The organism is Calothrix anomala FACHB-343 (genome assembly GCF_014696435.1).
Taxonomy (GTDB): Bacteria; Cyanobacteriota; Cyanobacteriia; order Cyanobacteriales; family Nostocaceae; genus Aulosira; species Aulosira anomala_A.
This window is the reverse complement of the sequence record NZ_JACJQG010000011.1, coordinates 144,612-162,618: the sequence shown is the minus strand read 5'-3', so window position 1 is coordinate 162,618 and position 18,007 is coordinate 144,612. Positions and strand designations below refer to the sequence as shown.

Here is an 18,007-nt window from a genome sequence, read left to right as displayed (position 1 = left end):
ACAAAGGTACTACTAGATAGCGATCGCTCTGTATCAGTTGTGTAAGTCCATATCAATACAAATGTACTAAAATTTAGCGATCGCCTGTGCCAGTTGCGTAAGTCCTGCTAGAGAAGAATAACAGCGTTCTGAACAAAAAAACAATTGCTATTGTTGGACAAGATCCTTTAAGAAAAAGCAAGGAACGAGTAGAAAAAATTGAGATTGCAACACCCTACGCCTTACACTTAAAAAATTGTCATGAGAGATCACGTTATTTTCATTTGGTCAAAGTTCTGCTAGAGGAAGGATATCGAGTCTATCTAACGGACATTTTCAAGATTTGGGTCAGTGAGGCTAATTCCGATCGCGGTATTTCTTTGAGCAAACAAGACAGTGCAAGATTCATTGAAATTCTGAGAACAGAGTTGGAAATTTTTGAACCACTTGCGGTGATTACTTGGGGTCGGAAAGCAAACAGTATGCTTAAAAGCAGTAATTTAGATATCAAACATTTGAATTTTCCTCATCCGAGTAGTGCTGCAAATGATGCTTGGCATAAACTAATGGGTAAATCACCAACACGAGAAAACCAGATCAACTATTGGCGGGAAAAAGTTCTTAGCGACTTATCAAGGTTGTAGAATATCCATAATGTACTCTACCAATACTAGTTAAAATATAAGCAAAATGTAGGATTTTGCGAGAAGCTATGCGGTCAATTGAGCAACTGACAGAAGAATTATTAGCTCTCCCCAGTGCATCTAGGGCACTCTTAGCAGATAAGCTAGTTGAAAGCCTAGAGTTCGATACCGATCCAACTATTCAAGCGGCTTGGGTTACTGAAGCGATAAAACGACGAGAGCAAATTCGCAACGGTTCTGTACAGCCGATTCCAGGAGAAGAAGCTTTGAATCAAGTGAGGCTATTGCTTGAGCAATGAGGTATGTTTTTCACCCTGAAGCTCTCACAGAGTATACTGAAGCTGTTCAATACTATTTGGCACAACGGGTTGAGGTAGCACAGGCGTTCATTGATGCTATAGAGGATGCAGTCTATCGGATTAGAGAATCCCCTACTCGCTACATTGTGATTGATGAAGATGTACGGCGGTGTATGACACGCAAATTTCCTTATGGAATTCTCTATACAATTGAGCAAGACTACATTCTGATTCTGGCAGTAATGCATTGCAGCCGAGAACCTGGATACTGGAAAGTTCGTAAACAGTCGTAGTTATCAATAGTTATCAATAGTTAAATAGTTCACCACCACCGCTTTATAAAATATCAGCGATCGCTCTAATTCAATATTACAGCTATTTTCAGGTAAATAGACCACGCTGTAGGGGCACGGCATCAGTAAAATTATTGTATGTACCAAAAGATTGTCGGTGCCGTGCCCCTACGATAGATGTGGTTCAAATAGGTGAAAACTGCTGTAAACATTAAGTGCGATCGTACTATTCTCGCAGTGCATAACCAACACCACGCACTGTATGAACTAAGCGTTTTTCGTTATTTTCTTCTAACTTCAAACGCAGGTAACGAATGTAAACTTCAATAATATTAGAATCTCCCATAAAGTCGTAACCCCAAACTTTCTCTAAAATCTGATCTCTAGTAAAAACTTGACGGGGATGACTTAGTAGGTACTCTAACAAATCAAATTCTTTTGCGGTTAATTCAATTGCACGTTTACCTCGAAATACTTGACGAGTGCGACGATTTAAACTCAAGTCTTCAAACTGCAAAACATCTTCGTCTGTTTCTTGAGTGCGGCGAAGATGGGCGCGGATTCTGGCTAATAGTTCCTCAATGCTAAAGGGTTTGACTACGTAATCATCTGCACCTGCATCTAATCCAGCCACGCGATCGCTTACTTCATCTTTTGCAGTTAATAATATCACGGGGATAGAGTTACCCGTTGCCCGCAGCCGCCGACAAATTTCTACACCCGAAAGTCCTGGTAGCATCCAATCTAGCACCGCTAAATCTGGTGATGTGTCTCGCGCTAAGGTTAAACCCTCAATCCCATCATGGGCTACACTCACCTGATAGCCTTCACTACTTAATTCTAATTCTACAAATCGCGCTAGTTTGACTTCATCTTCTACCACCAGGATATGTGCTGTCATCTTTTTTACCTCAAGCAGCTAATCGTAGAATAAAAATAACTTTTAAAAATAACTTTACTGTAATTGTCCGATGCTCCAGAAAAATGAGTTTTTCCTGAAAAGAGTTATAGATTTTGATAAGAAAATTTGCTTTTGTGTTGCTATCAGCCACTTTCAGGGATTATTGCTAATAAAATTTTAGCTGAGAAAACTAATATTTAAATCTCAGAATAATTTCATTTAGCTGTCAGTGTCATCTCATATTCATGAATCAATCTATTAATTACAAGCTTTTAACGCTTTAGAGTTAATAGTTCATCTAAAAAATAGGTATTGAGTCATGAAAGGATTTATTTTTGGTGCTTTATCTACTTTAATTCTAGCTACATCTGCTACAGCGATCGCCACACCTGCACAATCTCAACACCTAATTGCACAAGCACAATCGCAAACAGGCTATACAATTAACGTTCCCCATATCACTGGTTCTGGCGTATTAAATAATACTCATTATATTAGAGTCGCGGTAGATGGGATGTCTGTACAAGATTTAATGATTACTCTCCCCTACCAGATGGAACGTTTTGAGCAACTTCAAATTAAGGATCAATCGGGTAGAGAAATTGCTGCTAAAACACAGACTACTAAAGGGCGTGTAACAATCACCTTTGAGCAACCTGTAACCCCTGGTAATTCTATAGAAGTGCAGTTTGCAGGGGTAAGAAACCGGGTTCCTGCGGTAAAAACTCTACTTTATGGCGTGACTGCGCAAAGAATGGGATTGCAAGGGGATATTCCCGTGGGGACAGCAAGAATCGATCTTCCCGATCAAAGTTGAATTTGGGCATTGGGCATTGGGCATTGGGCATTGGGCATTGGGCATTGGGCATTGGGCATTAGAGAATATTCTTTGTCCTCCTTGTCCCCCTTGTCTTCCTTGTCCCCCTTCCCTTCACCTTGTCTCTCTTCCTAATTTTCAAGTGCCCATTAAAAAACGCCTGGGAGTGTTGCCGTGTTTCCACCCCAGACGTTTTTTATCTTTAACTTGCTCCTCACACACAACTAGAAGATATCACTTGTTCAAAGATTTTACAAGTATGTTCGGTGACACTTGAAAAAGTGTACTAAATACGGGAACAAATTTAGTGTAAAAAATGTCTCACACCAGTTAGTACCATAACTAAACCTAATTCATTGGCAGCTTTGATAGAATCTTGATCCCGCAGGCTTCCCCCCGGTTGGACAATGCCAGTAATTCCCGCCTCTGCTGCGGCTCTCACGGTATCATCAAAGGGGAAAAAGCCATCGCTGGCGAGAAACGCGCCTTTGGCTAAGTCTCCGGCTTGTTCGAGGGCGATTTTGGCGGAACCGACACGGTTCATTTGTCCTGCGCCTACTCCTAGAGTAGCGCGATCGCGGCTGACAACAATGGCGTTGGATTTCACATGCTTGCAAACTTTCCAAGCAAACAGCAATTCAGCTAATTCGCTGGCGCTGGGTTGGCGTTCGGTGGCAACTTTCCATTGGCTGATGTCAGCAATAATATCATCCGAGGCTTGAACAAGAAAACCACCTGCGATCGCTTTGACTGTTTCTTTGGGGCCGCTGTTTAAATCTGGTAATATTAATACCCGGACTTTAGATTTAGCGGCGAGAATCGCTTGCGCGTCGCCTTCACAACCAGGTGCTACCACACATTCTAAAAAAGTTTTAGTTAACTCACTGGCTGTAGCTTCATCAATGGGACGGTTGAGGGCGACAATTCCCCCAAAAGCGGAAACAGCATCAGCATTAAACGCTTTTTCATAAGCTTCTTTGATGGTATCGCCTAAAGCTACGCCGCAGGGATTGGTGTGTTTGAGAATGGCTGCTGCGGGGGTATCTGTAAATTCAGTAATGATGCGTCGGGCGGCTTCTAAATCAACTAAATTATTGTAACTGAGTTCCTTTCCTTGCAGCTTACTTGCCGCCGCCCAGCCTGTAGATGTGCTACCTGTTTCATACCAAGCAGCGCTTTGATGGGGATTTTCGCCATAACGCAGAGATTGTACTTGCTTTCCAGCGAGGCTGTAATGCTGGGGTAAAGCCGATGCATCATTTTGGGCAGCAGTGAGATAAGATGCGATCGCTTGGTCGTAGCTAGCAGTATGTAAAAATCCTTTTAAAGCCGACTTTTGGCGAAATTCTAGGGATGCTTCCCCATTATTTTGCCGTAATTCCTGTAAATATTCATCATACTGGGCGGGATCGCATAATACTGTCAAATGAGCGAAATTTTTCGATGCAGCCCTTAACATCGCCGGGCCGCCAATATCAATTTGTTCAATCGCTTCTGGTAAACTTACCCCAGGTTTAGCAATAGTTTCCTCAAAGGGATAGAGATTGACAACTACCAAATCAATCGGACGAATTTGGTTATTTTCTAAATCTGTCAAATCTTGAGGGAAATCCTTTCGTGCTAAAATCCCGCCATGAATTCGCGGATGCAAAGTTTTCACTCGCCCGCCTAAAATTTCTGGCGAACCTGTATAATCAGAGACTTTTGTCACTGGTATTCCCGCATCTTTGATTGCTTTAGCTGTACCTCCACTGCTAATTAAATCAAAGTTAAATTCTTCTACTAAGCTACGCGCTAGGTCAATTAATCCAGTTTTATTGGATACACTCAGCAAAGCCAAACGTGCCATAATTCCCCAGTTTCCTTTGGTACAAACAATGAAGGCAGAAGAATATTTTACAAGTCAATGGTCAAGGCAGAAGGCAGGGGACAGGGGGCAGAAAGGAGAAAAAGTTTGACAGCAATCCTATCTTCTTGTTGCATACTTTTTAAGAGGATTCTCTGTTGTTAATTATTCCTAACAAGTGACCATTGTACAGACGCGATTAATCGCGTCTCTAAAAACATGACTCAAACTTTAGAATTCATTTCTGTACCCCCAGACTCAGATCAAGCACCATTAGGTTTAATCGTAACTTTACACGGTTGGGGTGCTAGTGCTGATGATGTGGCGGGTTTATTGCCTTATTTTGATTTGCCAGATTATCAGTTTGCCTTTCCCAATGCGCCTTACCCTTATCCCTATGCTGCCACAGGTAGGGCATGGTATGACCTGCGCGAAGAAAATATGTATCAAGGTTTAACTGAAAGCCGGCAAATACTCACAGATTGGTTGCTGTCTTTGGAAAGCGTCACAGGTGTACCTTTATCACGCACTGTTTTAAGTGGATTCTCCCAGGGGGCAGCGATGACTTTGGATGTAGGATTAAACTTACCTCTAGCCGGTTTAGTGGCGATGAGTGGTTATTTACATCCTGAAGCTGGAAAAGTTGCTAAAGATACTTTTCCACCTACGTTAATTACTCATGGCAGACAAGATGAAGTTGTCCCCTTATCGGCGGCGGTGAAAGCAAAAGCTACCTTAGAAGCCTTGGGAGTTCCCTTGCAATATCAGGAGTTTGATATGGGTCATGAAATTGGTTTACAAGTGTTAGAGCTGCTACGGAATTTTATAATCAATGCAATTGAGTAGCCTTAGTTGCAATTTTTTTACAAAAGAACGTAGAAATCCGGAAAATTTTTACAAAATCCACACCATCTAATGAGTAAGATATATTGGGTGGCCGTGAAAAGCACAACCCGACCCATGCTGGGTGCGAATGCTGCAATAGGGAGGGGCAAGCATTATGAAAACTCTAAGCATTTCCAGAAAAGAAATTGCTGCCATGACTGTGACAGATGTTGAAGAGTTAGCTACACGTCTGGAGATGGATAATTATAGCAATGCTTTTGAGGGTTTGAATGATTGGCATCTACTGCGAGCGATCGCATTTCAGCGTCCGGAGTTAGTTGAACCCTATATCCACCTCTTAGACTTGGAACCCTACGATGAAGCTTAGATAAAGGATAAGGATAAAGTGTGAAGGATGAAAGTACTTTAATCTTATTTTCTCATCCTTAGCACCAATGCTAAATCCCAAATTATCAAAGGTTGTCATCGGTGTAGGCGGCGGTATCGCCGCCTATAAAGTCTGTGAACTGGTTTCACGGCTATTTCAATCTGGGGTAGAAGTGCGCGTAATTCTCACGAATTCAGCGCAGGCTTTTGTCACACCCCTAACTTTAGCTACTCTTTCTCGTCATAGCGCCTATACCGACGAGCTATTTTGGCAACCGATTCACTCTCGCCCTTTGCATATAGAATTGGGTGAATGGGCAGATTTATTGGTAATTGCACCGTTAACAGCTAATACTTTAGCCAAGTTAACTTATGGGATGGCGGATAATTTACTCACTAATACTGTACTAGCTTCTACCTGTCCGGTGCTGTTAGCGCCTGCAATGAACACAGATATGTGGGAACAGCTGGCAGTTCAGCGCAATTGGCAGCAACTATTGACAGATAGCCGATATCATGGTATTGGTACGGCATCGGGGTTATTAGCTTGCGATCGCGTCGGTGCGGGGAGAATGGCTGAACCTCCAGAAATTTTGGCTTATATTCAGTCTTTATTGCACACTGGCGGTAAACGCGATTTAGTTGGGAAGCGGGTATTAATTAGTGCTGGGGGAACGCGAGAATTTCTAGATCCGGTGCGGTTTATTGGGAATCCTTCTACTGGGAAAATGGGACTAGCGCTAGCACAGGCTGCACTTCATCGCGGTGCTAACGTTACTTTAGTACATGGCCCCGCTAATTGGAACGTACCTTTAGGCGTGCAAGCAATTCCTGTGATTAATGCTGAAGAAATGCAGCAGGTGATGCAGGAATATTTAACGAGTGCAGATATGATAGTCATGTCCGCAGCTGTGGCGGATGTTAAACCCAGAGATTATAGTAGCGAAAAATTACCCAAGCGATCGCTTCCTGAATCTTTAGCTTTAGAATTTGTACCCGATATTGTCAGCGAACTAGCGAAAATGAAGCAGCCACATCAATGTTTGATTGGATTTGCGGCTCAAACTGGTGATATTGTAGCGCCTGCTTTGGATAAATTAAAGCGAAAAAACTTGGATGTAATTGTTGCCAATCCTATCGATAAAACTGATAGTGGCTTTGGTAGCGATAATAATCAAGCGATATTTTTAGATAAACAAGGAAAACAGTTAGAAATCCCCCCTTGTTCCAAATTACAAATGGCACATCATTTATATGATTTTGCCTGGGGATAGACCAATTAGCTGATTGCTTTTAAATCAAAAATAAACATTTAATTTAGGATACTTTAAAGTATTTCATACCATTTCTATCTAATGGTAGACTATTTTAGTGCATAGCAAAAATAGTTCCATTAATAGATAAATATTGGCATTATAAGCATACTCTGCTATGGCTTTACAAATTTTTAGCTAATTTTCTGTCAAAATAAATTACTTACCAACTAGATTGTAAATATTTCTAGATTATTCAACTTTATACGCCTATTATTGCTTTAGCCATGCTTGTTTAAATGTCGCTATTGGCACAGTAAATATTAATATTTTTTTAACCGATTTCTTCTGTAATTCAATATTTGCAAAGTATGGCTGTTGTTGCTTGATTTTTAAAAAGATACTAGGGTGAAAAACTACTACTTTTGATAAATAATTACTTAATGATGTGTTTCTTTAGAGTAGTTAACTTAATCTCTATAATTGTTAGGTTAATAGCTGGTAAGAGCAAACATTAAATGAATGCTTGTTAATCCTTTGTAATCTCAGGAGACTATTGATATGGTAGAAAGCAGCCAGACTTTTAACAATCAAGGTGGAAATGTTGACCGCACAGCAACAGGTCAATCTTATCCAGGTTCAACTAACATTAACCAAGATGCTAGCACCTTTGGAAACGAATATAGCGATCGCGCAGCAACAGGTCAATCTTCTCAGGGTTCAACTAATATCAACAGAGGTAGCGGAGTCTCTGGAACTGGATATAGTGGGACAACAGGTGGTCAATCCTATCCAGGTTCGACCAACATTAACCAAGGTACTGGAGTATCAACAGATATAAATCCTCCGAGAACTACGCCTCAATCTGATAATCGTTCCGAAAATAGAGGGATAAATCCGATTTTTACGAGGGCGCTTATAGGCGGAATTATTGGTGCTACTGTAGGTGCTTTAGCTGGTAGAAGAATCGGTATAGGTTTGAATATTGCTGCAAAAGGAATAGCAGAAGCATCAAAGACTATTGGTGAAGGTCTTGGTCAAACAGCTAGAGGTTTAGGTGAAGCAGCCAAGAGTGTTGCTGAAGGTGCTTCCCAAGCCGTTGTTGGTGGAACTTTAGATACTGCAGAGGGTGTTGCAGAGGGTGTCAAACAAACTGCATCTGGTGCATTAGACGCCGTCCAAAATACAGCGCAAGGTGTGAGTCAGGTTGTCCAAGCTAGTGCAAACATCGCCAAAGATGCAGCGCAAAACGTTACTGAGGTAGCTAGACAAACTACAATGGGTACCCTAGACGCCATCCAAAATACAGCACAGAGTGCTAACCAAACGGTGCAAGGTGTAGCGGATTCAGCTAAAGATAGAGTTAACAATGTCCAGCCATCTGGAAATCAGGGGTATCAATCTCCAGGACAGATGACAGGTAACCAACAGAATATAAACGAAAGCGTTACAGGTCAACAAAATCCTGAGTCAATGTTCTACATTTCATCTCCAGAACAATCAGAAGGACTAATTGTTACTTCGGTGACCTTAACAGAGATGGAAAACCCAGCAAATTCTCTGGAAGATAATTCACTCGAAGAAGAAATTGCTCGGCTTGACTGACTGTTAGGTGAAAATCTCTCATATCCTGAATTAAACTCGGGTTTTATTGATGATAATTTCATCAATAATGGCTGAAGAATTAATTCTTATGGATAAGTGTTCTTAAGTTATACCAATTAAAAAAAGAATGCGACAAATAGGTTGTGAGACCCAACATATATAAAGCGTTGGGGTGTTGGCTTAAGGAACGAAACCCAACTTAAATCTGTAACGATAATTCTTCAAATTGGTATTATCAAGGCTTAGGAATACTTACAGTTTATTTCAGGTAAATGAGGTACGCGCTTCGGGGCATGGCAGTGCCAGTGCCCCTACAATTAACGATAATCTGTACCTCACCAACTTGCAATTTGCTGTAATAAATACACTTCAATTTCTTGGATAATAAAGGAGTAAATAACTATGAATGGAAACCAGCAGATTTTAGATAAGTCTGATAATAATATTGATTTTGCCACAGACAAATCTGAGACTTATACAACAGATAGTGGTAGTAATAATCTGGCAAAAATAGCGATGGGAGCCATTATAGGCGGTACATTAGGCGCAGTAGCTATTGCTTTAACTATTAAAGGTACAGCCGAAAGAATCAATCAAGGTATTCAAGGTTTAGGAAATGGGGTAAAAGGTGCAGCTAAGGGTGTGAACAATACAGTTCAAGGTGTGGGAACAGCAATTAAGACTGTAGCTGATGGTGTTAATTACACTGTTAAAGATGTAGGAGATGCAATTAAAGATTCTGCTGAAGGTGTTAACAATACTGTTATTAATACAGTGGATGTGGTGAAGAATACAGCAGTTAAAATTAATGACACTGTTCAAGATACAGTAGATACTGTTAAGGATAAAGCTGTTGATGTCAAAGATAGTGTTGAAGACGCAGCGAATATCAGCAATAGTGAAAGTCAGACTAGCAATGTACCTGATGAGCAAGCAACCTACTTGTTGATTCCTGTAGATAAACAATTATGATTTTTAGTCATGACAATTGAAGATGAAAATGCATATAATCTAGCCTGCGCAGGCAGGCTTTGCAATTATAGCCCCACCCTTGAGGGTGAGGGCGTTATATTCACCCGCAACTAGTTGTGATACCAATTTAAAAACTGTTTGCGGTACATCAATATATTCTAGAGGGCATGGCATTGCCATGCCCCTACAATCTGTCCTATTCTTTGTTCAAATTGGGATGAAATCAATTTCACTTGATAGGCAAAATCATTTGTACAGATGTTCCCTCTTTCAAGACGCTTTTAATAGTAATTTGACCACCATGAGATTGAATGATTTGTTGAGCTATTGCTAATCCTAAGCCAAAGCCGCCAGTTTTGCGCGATCGCTTTTTATCAACTCGATAAAATCTCTCAAAAATATAAGGTAAATCTTCTGCGGGAATGCCGATTCCATTATCGATAATTTTAATAATAGCCCAATGTGATTGTTTAAGTAAACTTAACTCAACTTGACCATCGGCAGGAGTATATTTACAACCATTATTCAGGATATTAATAACTGCTTGCCGGAGTAAGTTAGGTTCGCCAAGGATATTTATAGGATAATTTGGTAGGTGAAAAACTAAACTTAGATGTTGTGCATCTGGTTGGGTGAGATAATCATCTACGATTTTTAAAAGTAAATTATTGAGTTCAATTTCTTGTAAAAATTCTTTGGGTAATTGACCTTGATTGCGTGCTAAAAATAGGAGATCGTTGACTAAAGTACTCATAGATTTAGCAATATCAGAAATCTTGTGGAAGCGTTGACGCTGGATCTCCAAAGCAGTAGAGTTAGAAAGAAAGCCATACTGAGCATTGCTAATAATTGCGGTAAGAGGCGATCGCAATTCGTGAGAAGCATCAGCAGTAAATCTTTGCAAACTATCGTAACTGTGGCGAATTGGTTGCATTGCTAACCCCCCCAACCACCAACCAGTCAGCGCCACTATACCTAAGGTAATCGGGACGGAGATAGCCAAAACTAGCCGAAATTCTGCTAAAGCGGTTTCGGTTGCTGTCATTGGCATTCCTGCTTGCAAATAACCAATGAATACACCATCCTGATAGACAGGTAAGGTTACTTGACGCAGCCAAACTTTGCTATCAGTTTTGATGGTATCAAATCCACCGGAGACTAAAAGGCGATCGCTCGGAATTGTACCAAAAAATTGTACTAGTTGTTTTTGTTTATCGTACCAAGCTGCATATACTAGTTGACTCTCTGGTAATGGTAGTACCATACTGCCTAATAATGGTACATGTTCTAAGTCTACTTGTTGCTGTCCATTATGCTGCTCTAACTTAACATTTGCAGCCATAACAATGGTTTTTTTATACAGTAATCTGTCTAATTCTTCCAACTCATCAATGACTTCTGAGTAATAAACTACCGCCGCAAATATAATTAAAATACTCCCCATTGTCAGGGTAAACCAATTTGCAAGATTGCGACGGCTGCGATTAAACATAATTAGTCATTTGTCATTTGTCATTTGTCATTTGTCATTTGTTAATAGCTATAGCAATCCTAAATAATTGGTGAAATATTACAAGCAGGTTTGTTGAATTTTAACGGTGAACAGTCAACAGTCAACAGCCAACAGTCAACACCGATATTTTTAGCAACTGAAATAGAATTGACATAATACTTTTGAGTGTTAATTTAATTTTTAGCATTGAGGCGATAACCCATACCATAAACTGTTTTTATCCAGTCTTCTGCACCTAATATCTGTAAACGTTGGCGCAATTTGCGTACTAGCACTGTTAAAGCGTTGCTTTCTGGTTCCATACCGCATTCCCATAAAGATTCTTCAATTTGGTTGCGCGTTAAAACTTGATTGGGGTGACGCATCAAATATTCCAGTAATTGCGCTTCACGGGGAGATAATTCTACTTTAATTTGATTTCGTTCTACAATTAATTCAGCTAAATGCAATTGTAAATCGGCTATGCGTAAGCTATCACCCTGCCAATTAGGAACTCTTCTTCCTAAAGCGCGTACTCTTGCTAATAATTCCACTAAATCAGCAGGTTTTACTAAATAATCATCTGCACCAGCATCTAAACCCATAACTTTGTCAGGTATGGTGTCTTTAGCAGTTAACATCAACACTGGTGCATTTTTCCCTGATAAACGATACTGGCGACATAAATTTAAGCCGCTAATTGTGGGTAACATCCAATCCACAATCAATAAATCATAATCTTTTTGGGAAATTAGCCACTGTGCAATTTCTCCATCTTCCGCAGCATCGACTATATAGCCAGCTTCTGAGAGAATACCTTGTAGTGGTTCTAATTGTTCAATGTCATCTTCTACCAGTAATATCCGCATAAAACTTTTGAGCTTCCAGCTTTGTAATCAAATTGTCTAATCTTTTTGAAAATTACAAAAGCTAACTATATTTATGTTTTTTCTCTAATTAGATATTCTAAATTTTATTTTATTTAAGTAATTTAATATATCTATCGATAGATAGAATAATTTATCTCTAATTCAATACGGTTCAGTGAGCGTCAAAAATATTAAAATATGTAGGTTGGGTTGAGGAACGAAACCCAACATTTCCGGTGGCTTGTTGGGTTTGACTGCGTTCAAACGCCAGTTGCTACAATGGGGGGAACCCCCGCAACGCACTGGCTCCCCAACCTACAATTTGTCCTTAAATGAACCGTATTAATCTATAAACATAAAACAAAATTCTATAAAAAAAATGTTCGCAATCCGCCTACAATTTTTCTTATTTTTCCTATCTTTTATATTAATCGGACTTGTTTTCTGGACTGGTGGCGATTTAGTGACACAGCAATTATTAAGCCTCTCTTATAGGACGCCAGATAAATTGCAAGCTGATACCCTTCCTCAAGTATTGCTAACCTTGAATTTTAAAGTAATTAATTGGCAAATAAAGCCAGAAAATAAATATACTCAAGTTGTCATCAAAACGAGCAATTCTCTCTTGAAAAGCTTAGAATTAGAAATTCCTAACTCGCAAGATACAGAAATAGCGATCGCTAAAAAATTAGGATTATCTCATCAAGCCAGAAAATTGGCAGTAAATCAGCAATTTAATCGGGAATTTCGGCTGAATTTAATCGCCATTAAAGCCGCAGTTATCCAAGAGCAGGGTTTTAGTTATGTTGATGTTATAACAGCTAATAATTCTGTTAAAAAGCTGCATTTTGTACTACAAACAGCAGATGTTAAAAGTCTAGAAGTCAAGATTGCACAATTATTAAATTTATCTCGTGAAGGTGTTAGGAAGCTGATAAGTTATCAAGTTAAAACTCAATCTTTCTTTACACCGCAACCTAAACAACGCACGCAAACAGAGAAAGACGCTACAACCGAAAAAATTTCTATGAATAATTGAAATGCTAAAGGTGCTATAGCTAATCCCCAAATTAGGGAAATTGTCCCGCTAACCAATGCAGTAAGGCGATTAATTTCATCTTTAGTTTTCAAGGCTAACAATAAAATTCCTAAGCCAATTAACAATAATACTAAGCTACCCATATATTTATTCCTTAGTTCACAGACAAAGTGCAATCAATATTAATTTACAGTGTTATACCAATTCTTTATGAGGCTGTATAGAATTCGATCCCCCCTAGCCCCCCTTAAAAAGGGGGGAACTAGAATCAAAGTCCCCCTTTTTAAGGGGAGCCACTGCGTTGCGGGGGTTCCCCCCGTTGTAGCAAGTGGCGTGGATTTAGGGGGATCTAGATATATGCAACTTCATATGAAATTAGTATTACCAGTATTATAACTTAATTCAAGGTATAGATTTTTATCTGCATTTGTCTTGTCACTTTTGATTCACATTCTTTTTATAAGTTGAATATACATGAGATTTTCGGCGATTGCCAATCAATCAACTGGCTATTATATGCATTTCTCATTAATAACTTACAGAATATGAGGAAATAAATTGTTTTAAAGGTAAATAATATGACACAAAATAAATCGGGAAATTTAAATAAGAATTTAAATTTGCATACAAACAACATATCCAGAATCAGTTTAATAAATGAAAAGCGCGATTCTGAAAATTCAATTACTGAGAATACAAGGGCGGAATTGAATATAGACCCATCGATAATTTTACTTCCTTGTTTATTGTTATTAATGGGCTGGATAGTTATTATTCATAAGCGCTATTTGGCGGCAGAAGCTAAACAAGTCAAAGAGTTAGAAAACTCTCCATGTAAAGATTGCCGATTCTTTATAAACAACAAATATCTTAATTGTGCTGTAAATCCTTCGATTGTTTTAACAAAAGCTGCTATTGATTGTCGGGATTATGATGCTTTGAACAATAATAAAAAAGTTAATTTATGCAAAAAAAGGAAGTAGTTTTAATTTAAATTAAATTGACAGATACAATTTTGGATTTTAGATTTTGGATTTTGGATTAAATCTAAATCTAGAATCCAAAAAATGGTTTCAAGCCTCTCCGTTTACGGAGAAAAACCAAAAAATTCAATATTTAAGCCTCTCCATTAATGGAGAGGTTAATCCAAAATCGTAAATCCAAAATCTAAAATTGATTGACGATACATCAATATATTCTAGAGGGCATGGTAAGAATTATGAATTCTGAATTAGGTGTCTATATTCGATTACGCAATTTGTTTTGAGAATAAATGCAAGAGCCAAAAACAACAAAGCCTAGCTACACAGCCGCTTGTTGTCAAACATTGCCATTTTTGAGCAAGTAATCTACCTTTTTACCTGCGGAAAATACTAAAATGGGTGCGTGATTTACCTAAATGAGTAGGCGATATACCTTTTCACTTGCGGAAAACACCAAAATGAGTGCGCGATTTACTTAAATGAGTAGGCGATAAAGCTTTTTGAGTAGGTAAAATGGTATTTTCCTTGCGGAAAACACAATAATGAGAACTCGTTAAGGCTTAACGAGTAGGTGAAATGGCTTTTTGCTTACTTAAAACAGGAAAATGAGTACTTGATTGAGATAAATTAGAAAGCGATCGCCTTTTTTGTTTACAAAAAATATAAAAATCAGTCTTTAATATGTGTAAATGATAAAGTTGGTGCATTTTCAGCGATTTGTTGGGTTTCACTTCGTTCAACCCAACCTACATTTATCTAAATATCTTCAAAATCTTGAGTCTACTTTAGTAGACTTTGGCTATGAGCCTTGGAATTCATTCCAAGGCGGATGACAAAGCTAAGACAGAGGCTATTTTTAGCTTAAGTTGACAAGTAGGGCAATGCGATGCGCCTACGATTATCTTTACCTCATTAACTTATAATCTGCTGTAGTAATATGCATGGATTATCAATTAATTCAGAGGATCGAAACGATTGACTAGAGTGGCGACTAAAATCATTGGCAAGCCGATAAGCAAGCAAATTAACCATTGAGTTAAATTTAATGGCGCAGTAGAAAATAAACTGTTCATTATATTCCACTGGCTAAAAATAATCTGCAAAATTATTGTAGCGGCTATGCCAATTGCCATTGCTGATACATTGGTAAATTTTTCTTTTACACCACGAAGTTTATTAATTAACAAAATTCCCAATTTGCTAATACTTAAAAGATAGATAACTCTGCCAGCAACTAAAGCTTGAATTGCCATTGTTCGAGCTAAATCGGTATTGCCTGTAGTTTGCTGTATCCATTCAAATACACCAAAAATCAAAATCCAGTTGAAGATAGAAATTGCCAGAATACGTTTGATTAAACTTTGAGAAAGTAAGGGTTCGCGGGGGCTGCGCGGTGGTTGTTGCATCACCCGTTGCGATTTTGGTTCAAAGGCTAAAGGTACAGTCATGGCAATGGAATTGACCATGTTTAGCCACAAAACTTGTAAAGATAAAATGGGTAATTCTCTAGCAAATAAGACACTAATCAAAATCGTCATTGATTCGCCACCATTAACAGGTAGGATAAAGGCGATCGCTTTTAATAAATTTCGATAAACAGTGCGCCCTTCCTCAACCGCAGCTTCAATGGAAGCGAAGTTATCATCAGTCAAAATCATATCTGCGGCTTCTTTGGCTACCTCTGTACCCGCACCCCCCATCGCAATCCCAATATCTGCTTGTTTGAGGGCTGGTGCATCGTTGACACCATCCCCTGTCATAGCTACGACTTCGCCTTTCGATTGCAATGCTTCGACAATGCGCAATTTCTGTTCTGGTGCAACCCTAGCAAATACTACCCCATCTTCTATGGCTGTAGTTAGTTGGGAATTATCCATTTGGGCTAGTTCCTTACCTGTAAAGGCGAGAACTTCACCATTTTTATTGAAGCCCATACTTTGAGCGATCGCTTTTGCTGTCGCTGCATGATCGCCTGTGATCATTTTCACCTGAATACCAGCATTCTGACAAGCTGCTACTGCCTTAATAGCTTCGGTTCGCGGCGGATCGATCATTCCTTGCAATCCTAAGAAAACCAAATCTTTTTCGATATCTGCACGATTGAGAGAATTTTGCCCATTAGCTAGAGATTTTTTGGCAAAAGCTAGTACTCGTAAGCCAAAATTCGCCATTACATCTACTTCTTGATGGATGATTTCTGGATTTAGCGCGATCGCTTTTCCTTCAGTATCTAACATCTGCTGACAACGTTGGAGAATCGCCTCTACCGAACCTTTAACATAAACCGTTCTCACGCTTGCGGAGTTTTTCTGACTTCTATCTTCATGCAAAGTTGCCATGTATTGAAACTCAGACTCAAAGGGAATTGCATCTAGTCTGGGCATTTCTATTTCTAAATTATGGCGATGCAACCCCACTTTATCAGCTACAACAATCAATCCGCCCTCTGTGGGATCGCCTACAACCTGCCATTCTCCTTCCTTTTGTTCGAGGTGCGAATCATTACATAACAATCCAGCTTTCAAACATTCTGTTAAAACCGGGAAATCCTGCCCATTTATAGGCTGTTCATCGCATAAAATTTCTCCTTCTGGGGCGTATCCCGTACCAGTGACCGTGTATTGTTCGCCACCTGCATAAATTGCCTGTACAGTCATCTGGTTTTCGGTGAGCGTACCTGTTTTATCAGAACAAATAACTGTAGCGCCGCCGAGAGTTTCCACTGCGGGTAACTTCCGAACGATCGCATGTCTTCGCGCCATTCGGGAAACACCGATAGCTAATGTCACTGTGACTACGGCTGGCAAGCCTTCAGGAATCGCACTCACAGCAAAAGCCACCGCCGCCTCAAACATACTTGCCCAAGAATTGCCATAACCCAACCCCACCGCAAACGTCAGCGCTGCTATACCCAGGATGATGTATAACAAAGTGCGGCTAAATTTATCAAATTTTCGCGTTAAAGGCGTTTTTAAGCTGGTTCCTTGCTCCATCAGTTGGGAGATGCGCCCGGTTTCCGTCTCCTCACCAATCGCTACTACAATTCCCTTACCAGTGCCAAAAGTGACGAAGCTACCAGCGTAAGCCATATTGCTGCGTTCAGCTAAAGGCGCATCAGCCTCAAGGGGTTCGGTATTTTTTTCAATGGCTACCGATTCACCAGTCAGCGCTGATTCATTAACTTGGAGATTCCGCGATTGTATCAGACGCAAATCGGCGGGAACTTTATCGCCAGAAGTCAGGAGTACTAAATCTCCTGGTACTAACTCTGTTGAAGGAACTTGTAACTTTTGATTGTTGCGCAGAATAGTTGCATTAGTTTGTACTGAAGAAGCCAAAGCTGCGATCGCACTTTCCGCTTTCGATTCTTGAATAAAACCGATTATCGCATTAATTAAGGTAACACCCCAAATTACCCAAGCATTTACCCACTGTCCGATTAAAGCTTTAATTGCACCCGCAATCAGCAAAATGTACAGCAACGGTTGGTTAAATTGCAACAGAAATCTTAGTATTGGGTTGGTTCCAGATTTAGCCTGAAGTTCATTTGCACCAAAACGTTCTCGTCGTTTCACCACCTCATCTGAAGTTAAACCAGTTTGTAGATTTGTATCTAAATGTTGCGCAACCTTTGATGCGGGTAGATTATGCCATTCATTAGGCGGCATAATTTCTTCAGATGTTGCTGTCATTTGTTTACCTCAATATTGATTACCCAAGCAGCAACATTATGAAAAATAAATGTGATAGAAAAGTGACTTAGGATTCATGGGCACATCGCTGGTATAGTACCTAAAAGTTTT

General features: G+C 39.6%; 16 protein-coding genes. 11 read left to right on the top strand and 5 right to left on the bottom strand.

Features of this window, described 5'->3' with window-relative positions; all coding sequences use genetic code 11:
* Positions 1 to 263 precede the first annotated feature (263 nt).
* The 3 genes from H6G08_RS08705 (at position 264) to H6G08_RS08695 (ending at position 1,215) form a co-directional block, all read left to right on the top strand.
* Positions 264 to 623 (top strand): uracil-DNA glycosylase family protein, encoded by a 360-nt coding sequence (locus tag H6G08_RS08705; protein ID WP_190540549.1) that lies wholly within the window; start codon positions 264 to 266, stop codon positions 621 to 623.
* A 68-nt stretch (positions 624 to 691) separates the two neighbouring features.
* Positions 692 to 922 carry an addiction module protein gene (locus H6G08_RS08700; RefSeq protein ID WP_190540548.1) on the top strand — a complete coding sequence of 77 codons (231 nt, stop codon included), beginning with the start codon at positions 692 to 694 and terminating at the stop codon, positions 920 to 922.
* Entirely contained in the window at positions 919 to 1,215 is a 297-nt protein-coding gene (locus tag H6G08_RS08695; protein ID WP_190540546.1) for a type II toxin-antitoxin system RelE/ParE family toxin, read from the top strand. Before H6G08_RS08700 ends, H6G08_RS08695 begins: the two co-directional genes overlap by 4 nt.
* A 226-nt stretch (positions 1,216 to 1,441) precedes the next feature.
* On the opposite strand, the gene H6G08_RS08690 is transcribed toward H6G08_RS08695, so the two are convergent.
* A complete protein-coding gene (locus H6G08_RS08690) occupies positions 1,442 to 2,116 on the bottom strand; it encodes a response regulator transcription factor (RefSeq protein ID WP_096645538.1) in 675 nt (224 codons plus the stop codon).
* 319 nt (positions 2,117 to 2,435) lie between these two features.
* Between H6G08_RS08690 and H6G08_RS08685 the strand changes: the two genes are divergently transcribed.
* Positions 2,436 to 2,933, top strand: a complete 498-nt coding sequence (locus tag H6G08_RS08685; RefSeq protein ID WP_190540544.1) for a DUF2808 domain-containing protein — start codon at positions 2,436 to 2,438, stop codon at positions 2,931 to 2,933.
* 304 nt (positions 2,934 to 3,237) lie between these two features.
* Here H6G08_RS08685 and purH read toward each other — a convergent pair whose 3' ends face one another.
* The gene (gene purH / locus H6G08_RS08680) at positions 3,238 to 4,782 is read right to left on the bottom strand and encodes a bifunctional phosphoribosylaminoimidazolecarboxamide formyltransferase/IMP cyclohydrolase (RefSeq protein ID WP_190540542.1); all 1,545 of its coding nucleotides are present in this window, start codon (positions 4,780 to 4,782) and stop codon (positions 3,238 to 3,240) included.
* Between the two features lie 216 nt (positions 4,783 to 4,998).
* On the opposite strand from purH, the gene H6G08_RS08675 reads away from it, so the two are divergent.
* The 5 genes from H6G08_RS08675 (at position 4,999) to H6G08_RS08655 (ending at position 9,821) form a co-directional block, all read left to right on the top strand.
* On the top strand, positions 4,999 to 5,625 hold the full coding sequence (locus H6G08_RS08675; RefSeq protein WP_190540540.1) for an alpha/beta hydrolase: 627 nt from the start codon (positions 4,999 to 5,001) through the stop codon (positions 5,623 to 5,625).
* A 154-nt stretch (positions 5,626 to 5,779) separates the two neighbouring features.
* On the top strand, positions 5,780 to 5,992 hold the full coding sequence (isiD, locus tag H6G08_RS08670; protein WP_096645534.1) for a protein IsiD: 213 nt from the start codon (positions 5,780 to 5,782) through the stop codon (positions 5,990 to 5,992).
* A gap of 67 nt (positions 5,993 to 6,059) precedes the next feature.
* Positions 6,060 to 7,265 (top strand): bifunctional phosphopantothenoylcysteine decarboxylase/phosphopantothenate--cysteine ligase CoaBC, encoded by a 1,206-nt coding sequence (gene coaBC, locus H6G08_RS08665; protein WP_190540538.1) that lies wholly within the window; start codon positions 6,060 to 6,062, stop codon positions 7,263 to 7,265.
* 540 nt (positions 7,266 to 7,805) lie between these two features.
* Positions 7,806 to 8,849, top strand: a complete 1,044-nt coding sequence (locus H6G08_RS08660; protein ID WP_190540536.1) for a hypothetical protein — start codon at positions 7,806 to 7,808, stop codon at positions 8,847 to 8,849.
* 402 nt (positions 8,850 to 9,251) lie between these two features.
* Complete coding sequence (locus tag H6G08_RS08655; protein WP_190540534.1) at positions 9,252 to 9,821, top strand: hypothetical protein; 570 nt, start codon at positions 9,252 to 9,254, stop codon at positions 9,819 to 9,821.
* 229 nt (positions 9,822 to 10,050) lie between these two features.
* Here H6G08_RS08655 and H6G08_RS08650 read toward each other — a convergent pair whose 3' ends face one another.
* A complete protein-coding gene (locus H6G08_RS08650; protein ID WP_190540532.1) occupies positions 10,051 to 11,313 on the bottom strand; it encodes a sensor histidine kinase in 1,263 nt (420 codons plus the stop codon).
* Between the two features lie 194 nt (positions 11,314 to 11,507).
* On the bottom strand, positions 11,508 to 12,182 hold the full coding sequence (gene rppA, locus H6G08_RS08645; RefSeq protein WP_190540530.1) for a two-component system response regulator RppA: 675 nt from the start codon (positions 12,180 to 12,182) through the stop codon (positions 11,508 to 11,510).
* 379 nt (positions 12,183 to 12,561) lie between these two features.
* Between rppA and H6G08_RS08640 the strand changes: the two genes are divergently transcribed.
* Together H6G08_RS08640 and H6G08_RS08635 are read left to right on the top strand one after the other, a co-directional pair.
* On the top strand, positions 12,562 to 13,221 hold the full coding sequence (locus H6G08_RS08640; RefSeq protein ID WP_190540528.1) for a hypothetical protein: 660 nt from the start codon (positions 12,562 to 12,564) through the stop codon (positions 13,219 to 13,221).
* Positions 13,222 to 13,799: 578 nt separating this feature from the next.
* Positions 13,800 to 14,204: a hypothetical protein gene (locus H6G08_RS08635; RefSeq protein ID WP_190540526.1), complete on the top strand. Its 405-nt coding sequence runs from the start codon at positions 13,800 to 13,802 to the stop codon at positions 14,202 to 14,204.
* Between the two features lie 953 nt (positions 14,205 to 15,157).
* Here H6G08_RS08635 and H6G08_RS08630 read toward each other — a convergent pair.
* A complete protein-coding gene (locus H6G08_RS08630; RefSeq protein ID WP_190540524.1) occupies positions 15,158 to 17,896 on the bottom strand; it encodes a cation-translocating P-type ATPase in 2,739 nt (912 codons plus the stop codon).
* Positions 17,897 to 18,007 lie beyond the last annotated feature (111 nt).

Coding starts and splice junctions, on each gene's coding strand:
- purH (WP_190540542.1), bottom strand. CDS start 4,782: ATGGCACGTTTGGCTTTGCTGAGTGTATCCAATAAAACTGGATTAATT.
- H6G08_RS08685 (WP_190540544.1), top strand. CDS start 2,436: ATGAAAGGATTTATTTTTGGTGCTTTATCTACTTTAATTCTAGCTACA.
- H6G08_RS08650 (WP_190540532.1), bottom strand. CDS start 11,313: ATGTTTAATCGCAGCCGTCGCAATCTTGCAAATTGGTTTACCCTGACA.
- H6G08_RS08635 (WP_190540526.1), top strand. CDS start 13,800: ATGACACAAAATAAATCGGGAAATTTAAATAAGAATTTAAATTTGCAT.
- H6G08_RS08690 (WP_096645538.1), bottom strand. CDS start 2,116: ATGACAGCACATATCCTGGTGGTAGAAGATGAAGTCAAACTAGCGCGA.
- H6G08_RS08675 (WP_190540540.1), top strand. CDS start 4,999: ATGACTCAAACTTTAGAATTCATTTCTGTACCCCCAGACTCAGATCAA.
- H6G08_RS08695 (WP_190540546.1), top strand. CDS start 919: ATGAGGTATGTTTTTCACCCTGAAGCTCTCACAGAGTATACTGAAGCT.
- coaBC (WP_190540538.1), top strand. CDS start 6,060: ATGCTAAATCCCAAATTATCAAAGGTTGTCATCGGTGTAGGCGGCGGT.
- H6G08_RS08655 (WP_190540534.1), top strand. CDS start 9,252: ATGAATGGAAACCAGCAGATTTTAGATAAGTCTGATAATAATATTGAT.
- rppA (WP_190540530.1), bottom strand. CDS start 12,182: ATGCGGATATTACTGGTAGAAGATGACATTGAACAATTAGAACCACTA.
- H6G08_RS08700 (WP_190540548.1), top strand. CDS start 692: ATGCGGTCAATTGAGCAACTGACAGAAGAATTATTAGCTCTCCCCAGT.
- H6G08_RS08640 (WP_190540528.1), top strand. CDS start 12,562: ATGTTCGCAATCCGCCTACAATTTTTCTTATTTTTCCTATCTTTTATA.
- isiD (WP_096645534.1), top strand. CDS start 5,780: ATGAAAACTCTAAGCATTTCCAGAAAAGAAATTGCTGCCATGACTGTG.
- H6G08_RS08630 (WP_190540524.1), bottom strand. CDS start 17,896: ATGACAGCAACATCTGAAGAAATTATGCCGCCTAATGAATGGCATAAT.
- H6G08_RS08660 (WP_190540536.1), top strand. CDS start 7,806: ATGGTAGAAAGCAGCCAGACTTTTAACAATCAAGGTGGAAATGTTGAC.